Source organism: Janthinobacterium sp. SUN026, assembly GCF_030397625.1.
GTDB classification, from domain to species: domain Bacteria; phylum Pseudomonadota; class Gammaproteobacteria; order Burkholderiales; family Burkholderiaceae_D; genus Janthinobacterium; species Janthinobacterium kumbetense.
This window is the reverse complement of the sequence record NZ_JAPQNU010000005.1, coordinates 274084-294612: the sequence shown is the minus strand read 5'-3', so window position 1 is coordinate 294612 and position 20529 is coordinate 274084. Positions and strand designations below refer to the sequence as shown.

Sequence of the window (20529 nt, the reverse complement as noted above, 5' to 3'; positions counted from 1 at the left end):
GGGGAAATTGTTAATGTAATTTGCATACTGAAATCATCAAACCCACCTTTATCCATCAATCAATAAAGATGACAATGGCTGTACTGGTTCGCAGCGACAGCATGCGGGCCTCCCACCACGACAGGAGAACACCCATGAACACAGCAGCTATACCGGCCAAGGTCGCCATCGTCACTGGTGCATCGCGCGGCATCGGCGCGGCCATCGCCCGCCGCCTGGCGCGCGACGGCATGCGGATCGTCGTCAATTACGCCAGCGGCAACGTGGCAGCGGAGCAGCTGGTGGCGGCCATCGTGGCCGACGGTGGCGCCGCCATCGCCGTCAAGGCCAACGTCGCCGACGCGGCCAGGTGCAAGCCCTGTTCGATGCGGCCGAGGCGGCCTATGGCGGCGTCGACGTGCTGGTCAACAATGCCGGCATCATGCCGCCCGCGCTGCCGGCCCTGGCCGACACGGACGACGCCACCTTCGACAGCCTGTTCGCCATCAACGTCAAGGGCAGCTTCAACACCATGCGCCAGGCGGCGACGCGCTTGCGCCACGGCGGTAGCGTCGTCAACTTTTCCACCAGCGTAATCGGCCTGGCCCTGCCCGGCTATGCCGTCTACGGCGCCACCAAGGCGGCCATCGAGACGATGACGAATATCTTTGCAAAAGAGTTACGCGGCAAGAACATCACCGTCAACGCCGTCGCCCCCGGCCCCACGGCCACGGCGTTGTTCTTGAACGGCAAGACGGAAGAAACGATACAGCGCATGGGCAAGATGGCGCCATTGGAGCGCCTGGGCACGCCGGACGACATCGCCGCCGCCGTGGCTTTTCTGGCAGGGCCGGATGGCCGCTGGGTGAATGGCCAGACCCTGCGCGCGAATGGCGGGCTGGTCTGAGTTTTTTGCGGACGAAAAAAAACGCTGCCAATTCGCATTGGCAGCGTTTTTCTTGATCGGTATCAAGCCGTGATCAGGCGCCGGCTTTTTCCAGCTTCTCGAAAATCTTGTTCAGCTTTTCATCGAGGGTCGCGGCCGTGAACGGCTTGACGACATAACCGCTGGCGCCAGCCTGGGCGGCGGCGATGATGTTTTCTTTTTTCGCTTCGGCGGTGACCATCAGCACGGGCAGCTTGGCCAGTGCGGGATCGGCGCGGATATGCTGCAGCATCGTCAGGCCATCCATGTTTGGCATGTTCCAGTCCGACACGACGAAATCGTAGGATTCCGCGCGCAGCTTGGCCAGGCCCATCACGCCGTCTTCCGCCTCATCGACGTTGGCATAACCCAGTTCCTTCAACAGATTCCGGACAATGCGGCGCATCGTCGAAAAATCGTCAACGACTAAAAATTTCATCTTTGGATCAGCCATGAATAACTCCGTTGTTTCTGTAGCGGTTTGTTAATAATATCGACATGAATGCCGACATTATGGTCGACACTACGGCAGCAAGTTGTAGGATAGCATTTTCGTTGCTTTTAGGCGAACAAACTTGCCTCAGATCATATAAAACGTGGCTTACACGCGCAAAGCACGCATGCCATGCGCAGCCAGGTGTCCCAGCACCATGCCAGGCAGCGCCGTCAGAGCGCCGACCTCATGCGTAGCACCGACGGCGATCGCCTCGCGCGGCATGCCGAACACCACGCAACTGGCTTCATCCTGCGCAAAATTATACGCTCCTGCAGCCTTCATCTCCAACATGCCTTGTGCGCCATCCTTGCCCATGCCGGTAAGGATCACGCCGACGGCATTTTTACCGGCCGATTGCGCGGCCGAACGGAACAGCACGTCGACGGACGGGCGGTGGCGGTTTACCGGCTCACCCTGGTCGATCTTGGTCATGTAGTTGGCGCCGCTGCGCGTCAGGGTCAGGTGCGAATGGCCGGGCGCGATGTAGGCGTGGCCGGGCAGTACCCGTTCGCCGCCTGCCGCTTCCTGCACCGATATCTTGCACAGCGAATCGAGACGGCGCGCAAACGAGCGCGTAAAGCCTTCCGGCATGTGCTGCGTTATCAGGATGCCGGGACAATCGGATGGCATCTGCATGAGGAATTCGCGGATCGCTTCCGTGCCGCCCGTGGAGGCGCCGACGATGATCAGCTTTTCGCTCGACGTCAACGGGCTGCGCAGCGCAGGCAGCGGCGCGGCGACCTTGTCGCTGGCCGACGGCAGGGTGCGCGCACGGATGCGCGCCTTCGAGGCGGCGCGAATCTTGTCTGCGATCATGTCCGTGTACTCGCGCATGCCGCTCTGGATGGAAATCTTCGGCTTGGTGACGAAATCGACGGCGCCCAGCTCCAGCGCGCGCATGGTGATTTCCGAACCGCGCTCGGTCAGCGACGACACCATCAATACCGGCATCGGGCGCAAGCGCATCAGTTTTTCCAGGAAGTCGAGGCCATCCATCTTCGGCATCTCGACGTCGAGGGTCAGCACGTCGGGGTTGGTCTGCTTGATCATCTCGCGCGCCACCAGCGGATCGGGCGCAGCGCCCACCACCTCCATGTCGGGCTGGCTGTTCACGATTTCCGTCATCACGCTGCGGATCAAGGCCGAATCATCCACGATCAATACTTTGATCTTCATAGTTATCCTTCCAGGCCTTGCGGCCCTTATTCTTTATTAAATTAGTACACCGGACAAAATCGCCGCAAGCCGTACGGCGCGACGCGCAGCAGGTTTGGTCTGGTGTTTGTCAGAACAGCTCGACTTCGCCGCCGACTGGCGCGACCTTGAGACGGCTTGCGTAATCGAGTTCGCGGCGCACCAGCGTATCGTTATGCGTCTGCATCAGCTTTTTCACCAGCACCTTGCCGCTGCGGGGGAAAAAATACACCTTGCGCGGGTGGATGTCGTTGAGGTCTTCCGCCACCACGCGCATCTTTTCCGCCTTCAGATAATTGATGACGAAGGCCGCATTGCGCTCACCCACGTTGATCGCCGTGAAGCCGCGCAGCACGGCGCCGCCGCCGAACACTTTCGCTTCCATGTTCTCGCGCCGCGCGCCCGCCTTCAGCAAATCGTTGATCAGGATCTCCATGGCGTAGGTACCATAGCGCATCGACGCGGAAATCGGGCTATTCGGATCGCTGCCGCCGTCGGGCAGCATGAAGTGATTCATGCCGCCCAGGCCCGTGACGCGGTCGCGGATGCAGGCCGAGACGCAGGAGCCGAGCACGGTGACGATCAGCATGTCCTTGTTGGTAAAGTAATACTCACCAGGCAAGATCTTGGCGGCGTCACAATTGAACGTCCTGTCGTAATAGACGTTAGTGGCGAATTGCTCTTTGGATTCCAGGCTCATATTTCACTCTCATGTACGATGCGACGATGCCTTGGGCGCGGTGCCCCGAGGCTGATCGAGCTCATAGACTGTTTTACCGCGCAGCTTCAATGAATCCGACACGTACAGAAAATTCTCCGAATGGCCCGCAAACAGCAGGGCATCCGGCTTCATCAACGGCACAAAGCGCGACAGGATCTTGCGCTGCGTCGCCTTGTCAAAATAAATCATCACGTTACGGCAAAAGATGACGTCGAACTGGCCCGTCACCGGCCAGCTGTCGGCCAGCAGGTTGAGCGGCTTGAAGGTGATCATCTGGCGCAGTTCCGGGCGCACCCGCACCTGCCCCTCGCGATCGCCCTTGCCGCGCAAGAAAAAGCGCCGCGCACGGTCGGCCGGCATCTTGTCGAGCCGGTCCAGGTTGTAGACGCCATTGGCGGCCGTGGCCAGCACGTTCGTGTCGATGTCCGTGGCGATGATGGTGACGGGCGGCGTGAGCGTATTGAATGCCTCGCACACCGTCATGGCGATCGAATACGGCTCCTCGCCGGTGGAACTGGCCGAACACCAGATGGTGATCGGCCCGCTCAGTTTTTTCACATGCTCGGCCAGCAGCGGGAAGTGATGCGCCTCGCGGAAGAACGACGTCAGGTTGGTCGTCAGCGCATTCGTGAACGCTTCCCATTCGTCGCCCATGCGGCCCGCTTCCAGGTCGTCCAGGTAGCGGACGAACGAGGAGATGCCGGTCGCGCGCAGGCGCCGCGCCAGGCGGCTGTAGACCATCTCCTGCTTGCTGTCGGCCAGCGCGATGCCGGCCCGCTTGTAAATCATGGCGCGGACCCGTTCGAAGTCCTTGCCGGTGAAATCAAATTCCTTGACCGAATCCGTTTTAGTTTGCGGCATTTTGTTTTTACCTCTCTATGACTACTCTGACCAATGCCTTTGCAAGTATAACTAGCGGGACCGGGTTGGCGTCAGAACTCTTCCCAATCGTCGCCGCCGGCCGCCGCCAGCTTTTTCGCGGGCGGTGGCGTGCCGGCTTGCGCCGTCTTTGCCAACCGCCGTGTATTTGCCGCCACACTTGGTGCCGGCCGTGCAGCCATCTTGACTACTGGCGCGGGTGCGGGCATGGCCGCCTGCGCCCCGCTCTCGCCATCGAGCTTGAAGATGCTGACGGCGTCGGCCAGTTTCTGCGCCTGGTCCTGCATGCTTTCGGCCGCCGCCGCCGCTTCCTCGACCAGCGCCGCGTTCTGCTGCGTCATCTGGTCCATCTGCGCGATGGCCTGGTTCACTTCCTCGATGCCATGGCTCTGTTCCTGCGTTGCCGCCGTGATCTCGCCCATGATGTCGGCCACCTGCCGGATCGACGTGACGATCAGGCCCATGGTCTGCCCCGCCTCGTCCACCAGGCGGCTGCCCGCATCGACCTTGTCGACCGAGTCGCCGATCAGGCCCTTGATCTCTTTCGCTGCGCCAGCGGATCGCTGCGCCAGGTTGCGCACTTCCGACGCCACCACCGCAAAGCCGCGTCCCTGCTCGCCTGCGCGCGCCGCTTCGACGGCCGCATTCAAGGCCAGGATATTCGTCTGGAACGCGATGCCGTCGATGACGCCGATGATATCGACGATCTTGCGCGAACTGTCCTTGATGGAACCCATGGTATCGACCACTTGCGCCACCACCTTGCCGCCCTGCTCCGCCACCGACGACGCCGACACGGCCAGCTGGTTGGCCTGGCGCGCGTTGTCCGCGTTCTGCTTCACGGTCGACGTCAGTTCTTCCATCGACGATGCCGTCTCTTCGAGCGAACTGGCCTGCGTTTCCGTACGCGCCGACAGGTCCGCATTGCCGCTGGCGATCTCTCGCGACGCCACGGTAATCGTATCCGTTCCCTGGCGCACGTCGCTGACCGTCTGCACCAGGCTCGCGTTCATGTCCTTGAGCGCCTGCTGCAAGGCGCTCGTCTCATCCTTGCCCTCGACCACCACGCGCGCCGTCAACTCGCCGGCAGCCACCTTCTGCGCCACGGCCAGGGCGCCGGACAACGGCACCGTGATCGAACGCGTGATGAAGATGGCGCACCAGGCGCCGATCGCCACCGCCGCACCGCCCAGGATGAACAGCACCGTCATCAGGCGCGCATCGGCCGCCAGCGAGTCGTCCATGAAGCTTTGCTGCGCCACATGCTGCAAGTCGAGCAGCTTGTTGATGTCGGCCAGGGTCGTCTTGTTCAAGGGATCGATGCGGGTGGCAATCACCTTCGCCGCGCCCTCGCTGTTAAACGCCAGCACCTGCCCCATCGCTTCCTTGAAGGCGGCATCGACTTCGCCGTCAACCTTGGCGATATTGGCCAGCAGCGCCTTCTCGCCCTCGGACAGCCCCAGGCTGGCCAGCTTGCCGCGCGCGCCGTCGTATAGCTTGCGCTGCTCGCGCACCTTGCCCTCTTCCACCTGCATCAGCCCCACATCGCCCTGCAGGCCGATATTGCGCATGGCGATACCCGTTTCCAGCATCGCGCTTTTCATCAGCGACGCCTGCGTATTCTTTTCGCTTGCCAGCTCCAGGCCCGTGAGCAACTGGGCCTTGTTACGGTAATTCAGTGCATTCGCCGAAACGATCACTACCACCAGGATGGCGAGGATGCTGCCAAAACCTATCCCCAGCCGGGTGCCTATCTTGAAATCGCGCAAACTCATTACAGTCTCCAATATTTATGTGAACGGCGCCCGTTCAACCGGACGGCGCCGTGTTGTGGCCTGGTCTCTGACGGACCTTGCAGCCTGCCGGCGCGCCTCTAGTCGCACCGGTACATGCATATCTGTAGTGATTCTTTGCGTGCCAAAACGGCGGCGCACCGGGCGCCGCCTTGCTGCCATGCGACCTCTTACGCCGCCAGCTTGTCGATCAGGCCCATCTCGCTGCTCGACATCAGCTTGTCGATGTCGACCAGGATCAGCATGCGTTCGTCGATGGTGCCCAGGCCGATCATGTAGTCGGTCGAGAAGGCGGTGCCCATTTCCGGCGCCGGCTTCACCTGCTCCGGCGTCAAGGTGGTAACGTCGGAAACGCTGTCGACCACCATGCCGACGATGCGTCCGCCGATGTTCAGGATGATCACCACCGTGAACTGGTCGTACACGGGCGTGCCCAGGTTGAACTTGATGCGCATGTCGACCACGGGAATGATGATGCCGCGCAGGTTGATGACGCCTTTGATGAATTCAGGCGCGTTGGCGATGCGGGTAACCGCTTCGTAGCCGCGGATTTCCTGAACCTTCAGGATATCGATGCCGTACTCTTCGGAGCCCAGGGTGAAGGCCAGGAATTCACGGCCGGCGATGTCCTTGCCGTCGCCCGCATTGCTTCCGGATGTTTGTTGAGTATCTGACATGGTGCGTTTTCCTATCTTTATCTATCGGTATTACGAAAAAATGGACTCGTCGGCCAGCTGGCGAGAGGAACGGATCAGGGCGGCGACATCGAGAATCAGCGACACGCCGCCATCGCCCAGGATGGTGGCGCCGGAAATGCCCACCACCTTGCGGTAATTCGATTCGAGGTTTTTCACCACGACCTGCTGCTGTCCCACCAGGTCGTCGACAAACAGGGCCGCCTTGCGCCCTTCCGTCTCGAGGATCACGCAGATGCCTTCCGAGGGACTGGTAAAGCGCGGCGCGATGTCGAACATCTGGTACAGCGGGATCAAGGGCAGGTATTCGCCGCGCACTTTCACCACCTGGCCCTTGCCACTGATGTCCTTGATATCCTCAACGGCCGGTTGCAGCGATTCGATGACAAAGCCCAGAGGCAAAATATACACTTCGTCGCCGACGCGAATCGACATGCCGTCCAGGATGGCCAGGGTCAGCGGCAGCGAGATGGAAATCGTCGTGCCGAAACCCTTCGCCGAACGGATGTCGACGACGCCGCCCATGGCGCTGATGTTGCGCTTGACGACATCCATGCCCACGCCGCGTCCCGACACGTCGGTGACCGCTTCGGCGGTGGAAAAGCCGGGCGCGAAAATCAGCTGCCACACGTCGGCGTCGCTCATCGTCTCGGACACGTCCAGGCCCTGCTGCGCGGCCTTGGCCAGGATGCGCTCGCGGTTCAGGCCCGCGCCGTCATCGGATACTTCGATGATGATGTTGCCGCCCTGGTGGCTGGCCGAAAGGAACAAACGGCCAGCCTCGGTCTTGCCGGCGGCCACGCGGGCGGCCGGCATTTCCACGCCATGGTCGATACTGTTGCGCACCAGGTGCGTGAGCGGATCGACGATGCGCTCGATGAGGCCCTTGTCCAGTTCCGTGGCGGCGCCATTGGTGATGAAGTCGACCTTCTTGCCCAGTTTCGTCGCCAGGTCGCGCACCATGCGCGGGAAGCGCGAAAAGACGAAATCCATCGGCATCATGCGGATCGACATCACCGCTTCCTGCAAGTCGCGCGTATTGCGCGTCAGGTGGCTGACGCTGTCGAGCAGTTTTTCATGCAGCATCGGGTCGAGCGCGCTGGCGCGCTGCTCGATCATCGCCTGCGTGATCACCAGTTCGCCCACCAGGTTGATCAGCTGGTCGACTTTCTCGATCGAGACGCGGATCGACGACGATTCGGCGCCGGCCTTGTCGCCCTCTTTCTTGGCCGGTTTCTTTTCCTGCTCCGCTTCGGCCACGGCGCTGGCCACGACCGGCGTGGCGGCGGCGCTGGCGTTGCCCGCCTTGGCCGCGTCGGCGCGAATCTGTTCGAGCGGCTGGAAGAAACCGTAGCCCTGTTCGGCCTCGCTCTGCACGCCTGCGGCAGCGCGGATGTCCTCGAGCGGCTGGAAGAAGCCGTAACCGGGATCGGCCGCGCCCTGCGCGCCTGGCAGCGGGTCGAAGAAGCCGTAACCCTGGGCTTTTTCCTGCGCCGCGCGGGCCGCTTCGGCTTCGCCTGGCGCCAGTGGCGGCGCCTGCGTGATCACCATGTCGTCCGGATTGAGCACGAAGGAGCAGATGGCCAGGATATCGTCCAGGCTTTCATGCGTCGTCACTTCCAGCACCTTGCGCGCGTCGGGCAGGCTTGATACCACGACGTCGCCCAGCAAGCCCAGTTCGGCCGCCAGCGCATCGACTTCGCGCGGCTCCATGGCCGGCAGCTCCAGGCGGATGCGATGGCCGCCGGCATGACTGACGGCGGCCTTTTCCGCCGTATGGAAGGCCGGCGCGACGGGCGTGAGCGCGGCCACGGGCACGTCCTGCGAGAACGACTGCAGCATCATGCGCACATTGGCCACGGCATCCTGGTCGACGGCGCTGCCCAGGCGGTGGCCGTCGAGCTGCATCTTGAGGATATCCTTGGCCGCCAAGAAGGCGTCGACGTGTTCCGCTGTCAGGGCCATCTGGCCCTGGCGGATGCGGTCGAGCAGCGACTCGAGGATGTGCGTTACCTCGCTCATGTCGCTCAAGCCGAACGTCGATGCACCGCCCTTGATCGAATGGGCCGTGCGGAAAATGGCATTCAGGTCTTCGGCGTCGGGCGCCGCAATATCAACGGCCAGCAGCAGCCGTTCTTTTTCAGCCAGCAGTTCTTCGGCCTCATCGAAAAAGACCTGAAAAAACTGGCTAATATCGATGGTCATAGGGTGACTCCGTCAATTGCATCGTTGTGCTGCGCGGCTGGCATCAGCCGATCACCTTCTTGACCACTTCGATCAGGCGTTGCGGATCGAACGGCTTGACCAGCCAGCCATTGGCGCCGGCGGCACGTCCCTTCGATTTCATCTCGTCCGACGACTCCGTCGTCAGCATCAGGATGGGTACCTTCTGGTAGGTCGGCAGTTCGCGCAGCAGCTTGATCAGCTCCAGGCCATCCATGCGCGGCATGTTCTGGTCCGTCAATACCAGGTCCACGGTTTGCAGCTTGGCTTTTTCCAGTCCATCCTGGCCGTCGACGGCCTCCACCACCTGGTAACCGGCGGCTTTCAGGCTGAACGCCACCATCTGGCGCAATGAGCTGGAATCGTCCACTGCAAGTATCGTTTTGGCCATCTTTGCTCCCACTTATTCCGGGCATCCTGCCCGAGTATTTGATTAATCAATCCATGCAACCACAAGCGTTCCGCACTGGCATGCTAGAACAGCTCGATGTCGCCACTTTCCAAATGCTGTTGACTGACAGCCTTGCGCAGCACGCTGCGCAACTCCAGGCTTTGAATCGCCAGCGCCATGCTGACCCGCCCCAGCAAGGCGACAATTTCTTCATTGTCGCTCTCCGGCAACATCTCCGCGCCATGCGAGCCCAGGGTTCCGAGGAACTCGCGCAAGCCCGTCACTCGCTTCAAGGTGCGCTCGATCAGCTGGCTGGTCATGTCCTGGAACTGCAGGCTGGTGATGGCGGCATTCACGTAACCCCCCACCTCATCCTGCAACGCCAGCAGTTTTTCCCGCTGCTGCTCGGCCGGAATACCGCCGTCGAGCAGCAAGGCGATGGTATCTTGCTGCGCAGCAACAGCTGCGTGTATCGCCATGAAATTGAAGGACAGCTTCTCGATCGCCTCTTCCAGCAAGATGCCGGTCTGCACCAGGTCGGTTTCCACCTCCGTTAAGTGCTTGCGGCCATGGTCCGACACGCCAGACAGCAGGCGCTTTACATGCGAGCCAAGTATTTTCTTTCTTGTCATAAAGGTCTCATTGTTTCAATACACCACGCGTCGACAGCCTTGCGTGTTATTTTTTCGCCGCTACCGGGCTGGGGGCTGGCGCCGCCGCGGGCGGCGCACCGGCCGCCAGCCCTGAAGCGACAGCGGCGGCAGCGGCATCGGTCACCGGCAGCTCGATCGCCGAGCCATCGCGCAGGACATTTTCTTCCGTGCGTTTATTCATGACGATGATGCTGATGCGCCGGTTGATCGGATTGAAGGGGTCGAGCTTGTCCAGGTGGGCGGCCGAGCCCAGTCCCACCACGCGCAATACTTTCTCTTCCTTCATGCCGCCAATCACCAGTTCGCGCCGCGACGCGTTCGCGCGGTCGGCCGACAATTCCCAGTTGCTGTAGCCGGCATCGCTCATGTAGGGCGTCGAATCCGTATGGCCGGACAGGCCGATGCGGTTCGGCACTTCATTGAGCACGGAGCCGATGGCGTGCAGGATTTCCTTGGTGTACGGTTGCAGATTCGCATTGGCGAGCGCAAACATCGGACGGTTCTGCTCGTCGACGATCTGGATGCGCAAGCCTTCGCTGGTGATATCGAGCAGCAACTGGTTCTTGTATTTTTTCAGCAGGGGATTGGCGTCTATGGTCGCTTCGATGCGCGCCTTGAGCGCCTGCAGGCGCTTGCCCTCTTCGCGTTCGAGCGCGGCCTTGGCGGAATTGAGGTCGAATGACTTGCGCTGCTGCTCTTCCTGCGCCTTGCGCACTTGCCCATCCTGGCGCGACAAGTCCTGGCCGCCGCCCTGAATCACGGAATTGCTTTCGCCGCTGCCGGAACCGCCCGCCATGGCCACTTTCAAGGGGGTCTTGAAGAATTCGGAAATACCGTTCAAGTCGCCCTTCGAGGTGGAACCCAGCAGCCACATCAGCAGGAAGAAGGCCATCATGGCCGTGACAAAGTCGGCGTAGGCGATTTTCCACGCCCCGCCATGGTGTCCGCCAGCCGTCTTCTTGATACGCTTGACGATAATCGGGCGCATGCCTTCATCGGCCATGGCGTCCCCCTTCCGTGTGCTGCAAATGACTCATGGTGTCCAGGCGTATATTCACTGCTTACTTCGTTTTCGATTTCTTGATGTGGTCTTCCAGCTCATTGAACGTCGGGCGCTCGGTCGAGAACAGCACCTTGCGGCCGAACTCCACGGCCAGCGCCGGCGCATAGCCGTTCAGGCTGGCCAGCAGGGTCACTTTCACGCACTGGAACATCTTGCTCGACTCTTCCAGCTTCTGTTCCAGCAGGCTGGCCAGCGGTCCGACGAAACCATACGCCAGCAAAATGCCGAGGAAGGTGCCGACCAGCGCGTGCGCGATCAGCATGCCCAGCTCGGCCGGCGGGATGCCCACAGATTCCATCGTGTGCACCACGCCCATCACGGCAGCGACGATACCGAAGGCGGGCAATCCATCGCCCACCTTGGCGATCACGTGGGCCGGCACGGCGCCTTCGTGATGGTGCGTTTCGATTTCGTTGTCCATCAGGTTTTCGATCTGGAACGCATCCATATTGCCCGACACCATCAGGCGCAGGTAATCGGTCATGAATTCAACGATGTGGTGGTCGGCCAGCACGGCCGGATACTTGGAAAACAGCGGGCTTTCCTCGGGCTTGTCGATATCGCCTTCGATCGACATCAAGCCTTCCTTGCGCACTTTGCTGAGCACTTCGAACAGCAGCGACATCAGTTCCATGTACAGCTCTTTGGTATAGCGCGACCCCTTGAACAGGCTGGGCAAGGCAGCGATCGTCGCCTTGATGGCCTTGTTATTGTTACCAACAAGGAAGGCGCCCAGGGCGGCGCCGCCGATCATCAGCAACTCCAGCGGCTGGAACAGCGCCGCCAGATGGCCGCCGGCCAACGCGAAGCCGCCAAAGACCGAGGCGCAGACGATGATGTATCCGATTATGACTAACAAGTGCCCTGACTCCCAATAATGGCCGGGACTGTATGCCCGGCATGTTCAAACCTGTTCCTGTCTTCTGGCGGCTGCGCCGCCGGCAAAGACAGCGGCAAAAAAAGCAACCGGAAGTTAATTGAAATGCGCTGCTTTTCAATGCAATTCCGAGAAAATGCCGTGTGGAACTACAATAACGTGAGATTGCCCTACGGGCAAGCAAATAACGCAGACAATTGCTTAAAAGCACCATATGTAAAGTAAAGGGCCACCCTCTGTGGCGGCGATGGTCTTATCGGGCTCGCGTGCCGCAATCTGGAATTCGTAACTAAGAAGCATGCTACCGGGCAACATTTCCCTTTCCGCCTTGCGCCACAGGGCCGCCATCGCCGCCGGCGACAGGTAGGCAAAGACGGCATCGTAGTGGCCGAAATCGAGCGCCTCGTAGTCGCCGCGCAGGAAGCGCGCGCGGCTGCCCGCCAGCCCTGCGCGCAAGCGGCTTGCCAGCCATGGCAGCGGCGCCAGTTCGATGCCGGAAAACTGCCCATCGGGCCGGCGCCGCGCCAGGTCCAGCACCAGGCCACCCAGGCCGCTGCCGATATCGACCAGGCGCACGCCGGGACGGTCCGCGATCAGCTCGGCCACCGCCTGCCACACCTTCGGCCCCGACGGATAAAACGGCACTTGCGTGCGAAACGTCGACCAGTACAAACTCAGCAGGAAGACAAAGGCCGCCAAGAACACGGCCGGCGGCAAATCGAGCAGGCTGGCCGCCAGCAAGGCGGGCGCAAACAGCAGGCCGATGGCGCACCACCAGCGCGCCAGTCCCGCGCGCCACGTGATGAGCGCCGCCAGCACGCCCTGCACCAACGCCACGGCCAGCAACGACATGGCCACGCCTGCACGCGCCAGAACATATACAAATAGCAACATCAAGGGAAAGGCCAGCACCTGGATCAGGATGGCCTTGAGCGCGGGCGCGCGCAGGATTTGTTGCAGCATGGGGCAGTCAAAGGAGGAAAACGCCAGTGTAAGCGAAAGCACCATGAAAAAACCGGAGTTCGGTCTGGCGACCGCTCCGGTTTTCACTGAGGCTATTGTTCGGGCAGCTATTGAGGCAGCATCAGGCGGCGACGCCTGGCGGCGCGACAGCGGCCGCCTCATCGCGCGCCTTCTTGGTCTTGCCGGCACGCGAAGGCATGTGGCACAGGCCGCATACATAATCGGCGTTCAGGTCGAGGCAGTTGACGACAAACTTGCCGCCGCACTTGCCGCAGGACGCCATGTCCAGCATCTTGCTGCTGAAAAAGCGCACCAGGGTCCAGGCCCGCGTCAGCGACAGCAGGGGCTCTTCACCCGCTTCGGGCGGCATCTGCTCCAGATACAGCTTATATGCCTTCATCACGGCTTCGATGCCGGTGGCGCCGGCGTGGTCGACGAGGAATTTGTGGATATTGATGAACAGCGAGGAATGGATATTCGGTTGCCAGGTGATGAACCAGTCGGTGGAAAACGGCAGCATGCCCTTGGGCGGCGAGACGCCCTTCAATTCCTTGTACAGATTCAGCAGGCGTTCACGCGACAGCGAGACTTCCGTCTCCAGCAGTTGCAAACGGGCGCCCAGCTGTATCAATTCGATGGCCAGCTGGATTTCCTGCGCTTCCGATACGACACTTTTCTTGGCCATGCTGTGTACTCCACTACTGACTGATACTGACTGATAAGGTCGGAAACCTTAAGCGATTTCTTCGACGCCCTGGCCGGCCATCAGGATGGCAGCATGGGACTGGGCCAGCGAGCGGTCTTTATTGTAGTTCGTCAACATGCCCAGGATGGCGCTGTCGTCGAAGCGGAAGCGGGCCAGCATCATGTTGCCGCCAGCCAGCTTCAGGATCTGCGCATTGCTCATGCCCTCGATCAGTTCGGCGATTTCGGCGGCAATGCCCAAACGGAAGATGGCCGTTACTTTGTCCGCACGAATCATTTGCTGGGCCAGCATCAGGTAGCTCAGGTTAGCGTCGCGAATCTCAGCCATCATATCGTTAGCAGTCATTTCCATCTCCTCAATCCGTTGAATTCAGCTGGCGTTGTGTGTTGCCAGTGAGATACATTCTGCAGGAGCAACATTAAACGCAACAGAGGCAAAGCGCTGTATTTTTGGTCGGGAAATAGCGGATGGGATCGTAGGTGTTTGTCTGACAAACACTGCTCGATCATGGTCGCACGCCAGCAACGGCGCGGATGTCGGAGGTTGGCTCTGTGCCGGATTTGCCCGACTTTTGGCCTGTAAAAAATATCACTTTTTTACAACAACTTGATAAGAATCAAGCCTGTCAACTGAGATAACGGCTGCCTTGGCAGGAACTTTAGGGCTTTTTTGAAAAATATTTAAAAAAGCTGCATTCTTTTTCCGTCGGTTTGACGCCGTTCATGTAATCGTTGACGGCGGCGCCTGGCAAAACTTTAGGGCTATTTGAAAATATTTTTAAAAATCGTGATTTTTTTCGTTGACGCCCCACAAGCAGGCATTTTTTCGCCGCCTGTCCATGCCAGGAAACACGTTTTGCGACGGGGATTTGCTACACTGCCACTTCCGCGTGATACTTTAAGCCTCAAGCAATATCATGCCATCCAGACAAGTATCAATATGAAAGCCACCATGATTTCTCGACATGACTGCAGCGCGCGCGACCTCGACGATCCCCTGGCGCCCCTGCGCCAGCAATTCGACTTGCCGCAAGGCGTGATTTACCTCGATGGCAATTCCCTGGGCGCGCGGCCGAAAGCGGCCCTCGCCCGCGCCCAGCACGTCATCACGGCCGAATGGGGCACGGACCTGATCCGCAGCTGGAATACGGCAGGCTGGTTCGACTTGCCCAAGCGCCTGGGCGACCGCCTGGCTCCGCTGCTGGGTGCCGGCACAGGCGAAGTGGTGATCACCGACACCACCTCCGTCAACCTGTTCAAGGCCCTGGCCGCCGCCCTGCAGATGCAGGCCGGCGATCCGGCGCAGGCCGCGCGACGCATCATCGTCAGCGAACGCAGCAACTTCCCCACCGACCTGTACATGGCACAGGGCCTGGCTGCCTGGCTGGACCGTGGCTACCAGCTACGCCTGGTCGACAGTCCCGAAGAACTGGCGCAAGCCATCGATGCCGATTGCGCCGTCGCCATGCTCACGCACGTGAACTACCGCACCGGCTACCAGCACGACATGGCCGCCATCAGCAGCCATTGCCACGCGCAGGGCGCGCTGGCGCTGTGGGACCTGGCCCATTCGGCCGGCGCCGTGCCGCTGGACCTGAACGGCGCCGGCGCCGACCTGGCCGTCGGGTGCACCTATAAATACCTGAACGGCGGCCCCGGCTCGCCCGCCTTCATCTGGGTGCCGGAAAAACACCAGGCGCGCTTCCGTCAGCCCTTGTCCGGCTGGTGGGGCCATGCCACGCCGTTCGCCATGGATCCGGGCTTCGCGCCCGCCGACGGCATTGCCCGCGCCCTGTGCGGCACGCAGCCGATACTCTCGCTGGCCCTGGTCGAATGCGGCCTCGATATCTTTGCGCAAACGAGCATGGAAGCCATCCGCCACAAATCGCTGGCCCTGACCGATTTGTTCATCGCGCTGGTGGAGCAGCGCTGCGCCAGCCATCCGCTGGGCCTCGTCACGCCGCGCGAACATGCGCGGCGCGGCAGCCAGGTCAGCTTCACGCACCCGCACGGCTATGCCGTGATGCAGGCGCTGATCGCGCGCGGCGTGATCGGCGACTACCGCGAACCGGCCATCATGCGCTTCGGCTTCACGCCCCTGTATACGAGCTTTGCCGACGTATGGGATGCCGTGGACATCCTGCGCGACATCCTCGATACCCAAGCCTATGACATCGCCGCCAAGCGCGATGCGGTCACCTGAACCATCCCATGAGCGACGATAAGACTATGAACAAGGAAAACACCAGCGGCTGCCCCATGCATGCCGGCGCCCAGGACGCGCAGTGGCATGGCGCGCAGATGGATTTCAGCGAATCTATGAGCTACGGTAACTACCTGGCGCTGGACCGCATTCTCACGGCCCAGCATCCGCTGTCGCCGAACCACAACGAAATGCTGTTCATCGTGCAGCACCAGACGAGCGAATTGTGGATGAAGCTGATGCTGCACGAGATGCACGCCGTGCGCGCCAACCTGCAAAGCGGCGATTTGGCGCCAGCCTTTAAAATGCTGGCCCGCGTGGCGCGCATCATGGATCAATTGGTGCATGCCTGGGACGTGCTGGCTACCATGACGCCGCCCGAATATACGGCCATCCGCCCCTACCTGGGCGCCTCGTCCGGCTTCCAGTCCTTCCAGTACCGCGAAATCGAATTCATTTTGGGGAACAAGAACGCCGCCCTGCTCAACGTGCATACGACGGCGCCGGAAACCTATGCGGTGCTCGACGCCGCCCTGCGCGCGCCCTCCGTCTACGATGAAGCCATCAAGCTGCTGGCGCGCAGCGGCTTGCCCATCTCCGCCGAACGATTGAACGCCGACTGGACCCTGCCGACCGCCTCCGACGCCTCGGTCAAGGCGGCGTGGCTGGAAGTCTACCGCGACCCGTCGAAACACTGGGCCCTGTACGAGCTGGCCGAAAAGCTGGTGGACCTGGAAACGGCCTTCCGCTTCTGGCGCTTCCGCCATGTGACGACGGTGGAGCGCATCATCGGCTTCAAGACGGGCACGGGCGGCACGGCGGGCGTGAGCTATTTGCGCAAGATGCTCGACGTGGTATTGTTCCCTGAATTATTCGCCCTGCGCACGGAGTTATAAAAATGCCAGACCAAATCTACTGCGCGGCGCGCCTTGCGGCCTGCGATGCTCACTGTGCATGCGCACAGCTGCGCGTCTCGGCCACAATTCACTGCCGCTCGCTACGATTTTGTCGGGCATTTTACAAGGAGATTTGATGTCGCCTCTCGTCCTGACCCTGGCCGGCCTGTGGAATTCGGGGCCGCAGCACTGGCAAACCCATTGGGAAGCGCGCCACCCGCAATGGTCGCGCGTGCCGCACGGGGAATGGCAGACGCCGGACAAGGACGAATGGGTGGCGGAGCTCGACCGCGCCATCGCCGCCTGCGAGCGCCCGCCCGTGCTGGCGGCGCACAGCCTGGCCTGCACGCTGGTGGCCCATTGGGCGGCCAGCGGCTCGCCGCACAGGATCGCCGGCGCCTTCCTCGTCGCCCCCAGCGATGTGGAAGCGCCCTCCTACCCGTCCGGCACCACCGGCTTTGCGCCGATGCCGCTGCAAGCCTTGCCATTCCCCAGCCTGGTGGTCGCCAGCGGCGATGATCCCTACGTCAGCTTCGCGCGCGCACGCGCGTTTGCCGCCGCCTGGGGCAGCGATTTCACCCTGATCGGCGACGCCGGCCATATCAACGGCGACGCCGGCTACGGCCCGTGGCCGGATGGCGAGCAGCTGCTGCTGGACTTCTGCGCCGCGCACCAGCCCTGACACGCAGGGCGTGCACCTGCGCACAATAGGCGCATATTTGCCCACAAGTAAGAACGCAGGCAGAATCGTGGCCTTTCCATTGCGGCGCCCCGGCGCCAGCCACTCGATGAAACGTCTGCTTCTGCCCTTACTCCTCTGCTCCGCGCTGGCCCATGGCGCGCCCTTTTATGAAGGCAAGAGCCTCGCCCATCCCGCCATCAGCGCATCGCAGGACAGCGGCTTCGATATCGCCTTCCTCAAGGAAAAGGATGGTGTCAACGGCTATTACTGCGAGTGCAAGAGCGGCAGCGCGAAATCCATTTTGCTCGACCAGTTCGGCAATGCCGTCATCCGCTCCGTCTTCTACGCTTCGCTGGACAAGGAAACGGACGACAGCGTGCAAACCATGCTGGTGCTGTTCCGCCAGGGTGGCAAGGACGGCTTGCGCGCCTACCGCTTCCACCGCAGTTCCGGCAAATACCGGCGCCTCGATGGCTTGCAGCCGGCCCTGAACCGGATCACGGCGCAAAGCGCCAGTCCCAACGCGGGACTGGTCAAGGCCGCGCTGGCGAAACTGGCGCCGATGGACTACAGCGTCGCCCGGGGCAAGAGCGGCAATGCGGACTTCGACGCCATCGACCATACGCAAGGCACCATCGTCGGCTACTACAGCGATGACGGCAAGCCCGTGGCCGCTGGCGACAAGGACGCCATCACCTACAAGAAAACCTTCCTGAAAAAAGGTGACCACTACCTGACGGCCAGCTACACCCTGTACAGCGACGCGGGCGCGGGCATCCTGCCCAACTACCGCCTATGGCAAGTGACGTGGGAAACGGCCCCGCGGCAGTTCACGGGCAGCGCAGACGGCCCGTCCGTCATTTACAGCCTGGCCTGGGACGACGGTTCGGTGGTCGAACGGGGGCAGTACGTGAAGGGCAAGCGCCAGGGACTGTGGGTACGCGAAGGCATGCACGAAGGCAGCGAAAAGGGACATTTCGTCAACGGCTTGCAGGAAGGCCTGTGGCGCTTCGATTATCCAAGGCAGAGCGAGAGCGGCATGTACCGGGCCGGCAAGCGCGAAGGCCGCTGGACGGTCGTCAACTATGCCGATGCAGAGGAAGTGACGGGCTTCGACACCTACGCGGGCGGCCAGCTCAATGGCCCGCACGAGCGCAGCATGGGCGGCAAGCTGCAAACGCGCGGCAATTACGTCAACGGCGCGCGCCATGGCGCGTGGATCACGGAAGACGGCGACGGCAGCTTTATCGACGGCTTGCGCGACGGGCCGTGGAAACTCAGGCTCAAGGACAAGGTCACGCAAAGCGTTACTTTTGTGCAAGGCAAGAAACAGGGCGAGGCGGTCGACACGGATGCGCAAGGCGCGCTGCGCGTGCGCGACCACTACCAGGCCGGCGTGCTCGATGGCAGCCGCACGCGCTATCTGGGCCCGGCGGGCAAGGAATACGTGGTCTACACGGCCACCTACCGCAACGGCCAGCTCGATGGGCGCGAACAGGCGTTCGACGACAGCGGCAAGATCCTGCGCCTCGATACCCTGTGGGACAACGGCAAGAAGCAGGGGCTGGACGCGCGCTACTACCCGAACGGCAAGCCGGAACGCCTGGCCGTCATCGATCAGGGCCGCCTGCTCACGCACCTGCGCGAATACTATGAAGACGGCCAGCTGCTCAACGACATCCACCGCTGCACCTTCCAGGAGTACGGCAGCACACGCGACGACGTGTGCGAGTACCACCACATGTACTACCCGGACGGCAAGCCGCAGTCTTACTACGCCTTCCAGTACGGCCAGCGCCAGGAAGGATACGAGAACTACCCGAACGGCAAGCGCAAGGACGAACTGCTGGTCGACCGCGCCGCCGACACCTCCGTCTTCAACGTGTATTACGAAAGCGGCCAGCTCAAATGCACGGAGCCGCGCAGCGGCCACAGCACGCGCACGGTGAATGGCCAAACCATGAACAGCTACGCGTCGGCCGACCGCGACGGCGACAATATCTGCTACCACCCGAACGGCAAGGTGGCCAGCATCTACACCTTCCGCAAGCGCGTGCTCGTGGAATGCGGCAAGCGCTACGATGACACGGGCAAGCAGACGTTCCCGGGCCCGGAAGGTTGTCCGCCCCCCAGGCAGGTAACCTACCCCATAGGATTGTGACGATGACGCAAGCAGAACGGCCGCAGTGCATCCAGAACCCCGAGCGCATCGACGCCGCGGCGATCCGCGCCGCCATTGCCGCTGGCAAGCAGGTGCTGGTGCAGTTCAATACCCTGGCCGAGCCGGAACCGCTGCTGGCCGACCTCGACGCCCTGGCCGCCACCTGCGGCACGGCGCTGACCATCCGCATCTACGGCTACGACCCGAGGGTGTTCGATGCCAGCATCCTGCGCGCGCTGCCGCATGTGGCCAGCCTGTCCATCGATTACCACCGGCAAGCCATCCATCTGGAAGCGCTAGGCGAGTTGCGGCATCTCAAGCACCTGAGCCTGGGCGTGTACGAGCTGGCGCAAGCCGACATCCTGCAGCTGGAGAGTTTGCGCGGGCTCGAATACCTGCATCTGGGCGAGTCGGCCAAAAACAATATCGACCTGGCACCCCTGCGCCACTATACGCACCTGGCCAGCCTGGTCCTCGAAGGCCACCACCAGCGCATCGACACCTTGGCCGGCCTGCCGGCGCTGCACGAGCTGTCGCTGTACCGCATCAAGAACAAGGTGCCGCTGGATTTCATCTCGGAGATGGGCCGTCTGGACAGGCTGCTGTTGCAGCTGGGCGGCCGCGAATCGCTCGCCCACATCGAGGCGCCGCTGTTGAAGAAACTGGAAGTGATACGCGTGCGCGGCCTGGAAACGCTGGGCGATATCGGCCGCTTCCCGTTGCTGCAGGCGCTATGGGTGGAAGACCAGATCAAGCTGCGGCAGATCGCGCTGGGGGCCAATCCCGTGCTCGAACGCCTGAACCTGCACACCTGCAAGACGCTCGACAGCCTGCCCGGCCTCGCCACCTTGCCCGCCCTGCGCCAGTTGTCGGCATCCGAGACCATGCTCGACATCGACGCATTGCTGGCGCATGGCTTGCCCCCGTCCCTGACGCATGCGCGCCTACGCACCGGCAGGAAAACACGCGACGACGCCATCGCCGCGCAGCTGGTGCAACTGGGCTACGAACCGGCGCGCCCTGCCTGAAA

At 61.8% G+C, this 20529-nt stretch carries 20 protein-coding genes and 1 pseudogene; 6 read left to right on the top strand and 15 right to left on the bottom strand.

Features of this window, described 5'->3' with window-relative positions; all coding sequences use genetic code 11:
- Positions 1-55 precede the first annotated feature (55 nt).
- Positions 56-247 carry a hypothetical protein gene (locus OX459_RS22260; RefSeq protein ID WP_289906744.1) on the bottom strand — a complete coding sequence of 64 codons (192 nt, stop codon included), beginning with the start codon at positions 245-247 and terminating at the stop codon, positions 56-58.
- Between OX459_RS22260 and OX459_RS22255 the strand changes: the two are divergent.
- Positions 168-886 (top strand): annotated as a pseudogene (locus OX459_RS22255) (SDR family oxidoreductase). The gene OX459_RS22260 and the pseudogene OX459_RS22255 overlap by 80 nt on opposite strands.
- Before the next feature lie 73 nt (positions 887-959).
- Here the strand turns inward: OX459_RS22255 and cheY are convergent.
- The 14 genes from cheY to flhD form a co-directional block, all read right to left on the bottom strand.
- Positions 960-1358, bottom strand: a complete 399-nt coding sequence (cheY, locus tag OX459_RS22250; protein ID WP_010396677.1) for a chemotaxis response regulator CheY — start codon at positions 1356-1358, stop codon at positions 960-962.
- Between the two features lie 147 nt (positions 1359-1505).
- Positions 1506-2576 (bottom strand): chemotaxis response regulator protein-glutamate methylesterase, encoded by a 1071-nt coding sequence (locus OX459_RS22245; protein WP_034778028.1) that lies wholly within the window; start codon positions 2574-2576, stop codon positions 1506-1508.
- Between the two features lie 109 nt (positions 2577-2685).
- Entirely contained in the window at positions 2686-3294 is a 609-nt protein-coding gene (gene cheD, locus OX459_RS22240) for a chemoreceptor glutamine deamidase CheD (RefSeq protein ID WP_034758343.1), read from the bottom strand.
- A gap of 9 nt (positions 3295-3303) precedes the next feature.
- The gene (locus tag OX459_RS22235; protein ID WP_251351875.1) at positions 3304-4176 is read right to left on the bottom strand and encodes a CheR family methyltransferase; all 873 of its coding nucleotides are present in this window, start codon (positions 4174-4176) and stop codon (positions 3304-3306) included.
- Between the two features lie 71 nt (positions 4177-4247).
- Entirely contained in the window at positions 4248-5969 is a 1722-nt protein-coding gene (locus OX459_RS22230) for a methyl-accepting chemotaxis protein (protein WP_289906584.1), read from the bottom strand.
- A 188-nt stretch (positions 5970-6157) separates the two neighbouring features.
- On the bottom strand, positions 6158-6664 hold the full coding sequence (locus OX459_RS22225) for a chemotaxis protein CheW (RefSeq protein ID WP_034758356.1): 507 nt from the start codon (positions 6662-6664) through the stop codon (positions 6158-6160).
- 30 nt (positions 6665-6694) lie between these two features.
- Positions 6695-8887, bottom strand: coding sequence for a chemotaxis protein CheA (gene cheA / locus OX459_RS22220; RefSeq protein ID WP_289906583.1), 2193 nt, complete (start codon positions 8885-8887; stop codon positions 6695-6697).
- 43 nt (positions 8888-8930) lie between these two features.
- Positions 8931-9296: a response regulator gene (locus OX459_RS22215; protein ID WP_034758362.1), complete on the bottom strand. Its 366-nt coding sequence runs from the start codon at positions 9294-9296 to the stop codon at positions 8931-8933.
- Positions 9297-9379: 83 nt separating this feature from the next.
- Complete coding sequence (locus tag OX459_RS22210; RefSeq protein WP_077401991.1) at positions 9380-9928, bottom strand: chemotaxis protein; 549 nt, start codon at positions 9926-9928, stop codon at positions 9380-9382.
- A 46-nt stretch (positions 9929-9974) separates the two neighbouring features.
- Positions 9975-10952 (bottom strand): flagellar motor protein MotB, encoded by a 978-nt coding sequence (gene motB, locus OX459_RS22205; RefSeq protein WP_077401988.1) that lies wholly within the window; start codon positions 10950-10952, stop codon positions 9975-9977.
- Positions 10953-11010: 58 nt separating this feature from the next.
- Positions 11011-11871: a flagellar motor stator protein MotA gene (gene motA / locus OX459_RS22200; RefSeq protein WP_077401985.1), complete on the bottom strand. Its 861-nt coding sequence runs from the start codon at positions 11869-11871 to the stop codon at positions 11011-11013.
- Positions 11872-12090: 219 nt separating this feature from the next.
- Positions 12091-12852 carry a class I SAM-dependent methyltransferase gene (locus tag OX459_RS22195; protein ID WP_289906582.1) on the bottom strand — a complete coding sequence of 254 codons (762 nt, stop codon included), beginning with the start codon at positions 12850-12852 and terminating at the stop codon, positions 12091-12093.
- A gap of 121 nt (positions 12853-12973) precedes the next feature.
- The gene (gene flhC / locus OX459_RS22190) at positions 12974-13537 is read right to left on the bottom strand and encodes a flagellar transcriptional regulator FlhC (protein WP_289906581.1); all 564 of its coding nucleotides are present in this window, start codon (positions 13535-13537) and stop codon (positions 12974-12976) included.
- 48 nt (positions 13538-13585) lie between these two features.
- Complete coding sequence (gene flhD, locus OX459_RS22185) at positions 13586-13903, bottom strand: flagellar transcriptional regulator FlhD (protein WP_034758381.1); 318 nt, start codon at positions 13901-13903, stop codon at positions 13586-13588.
- A 606-nt stretch (positions 13904-14509) separates the two neighbouring features.
- Here flhD and kynU point away from each other — a divergent pair.
- From kynU to OX459_RS22160, 5 genes are all read left to right on the top strand, one after another.
- Complete coding sequence (gene kynU / locus OX459_RS22180; protein WP_289906580.1) at positions 14510-15760, top strand: kynureninase; 1251 nt, start codon at positions 14510-14512, stop codon at positions 15758-15760.
- Positions 15761-15786: 26 nt separating this feature from the next.
- Positions 15787-16656, top strand: coding sequence for a tryptophan 2,3-dioxygenase (kynA, locus tag OX459_RS22175; protein ID WP_257219051.1), 870 nt, complete (start codon positions 15787-15789; stop codon positions 16654-16656).
- Between the two features lie 136 nt (positions 16657-16792).
- Positions 16793-17338 (top strand): alpha/beta hydrolase, encoded by a 546-nt coding sequence (locus OX459_RS22170; protein WP_289906579.1) that lies wholly within the window; start codon positions 16793-16795, stop codon positions 17336-17338.
- Between the two features lie 106 nt (positions 17339-17444).
- Complete coding sequence (locus OX459_RS22165) at positions 17445-19499, top strand: hypothetical protein (RefSeq protein ID WP_289906578.1); 2055 nt, start codon at positions 17445-17447, stop codon at positions 19497-19499.
- Between the two features lie 2 nt (positions 19500-19501).
- On the top strand, positions 19502-20527 hold the full coding sequence (locus tag OX459_RS22160; protein WP_289906577.1) for a hypothetical protein: 1026 nt from the start codon (positions 19502-19504) through the stop codon (positions 20525-20527).
- Positions 20528-20529: the final 2 nt, after the last annotated feature.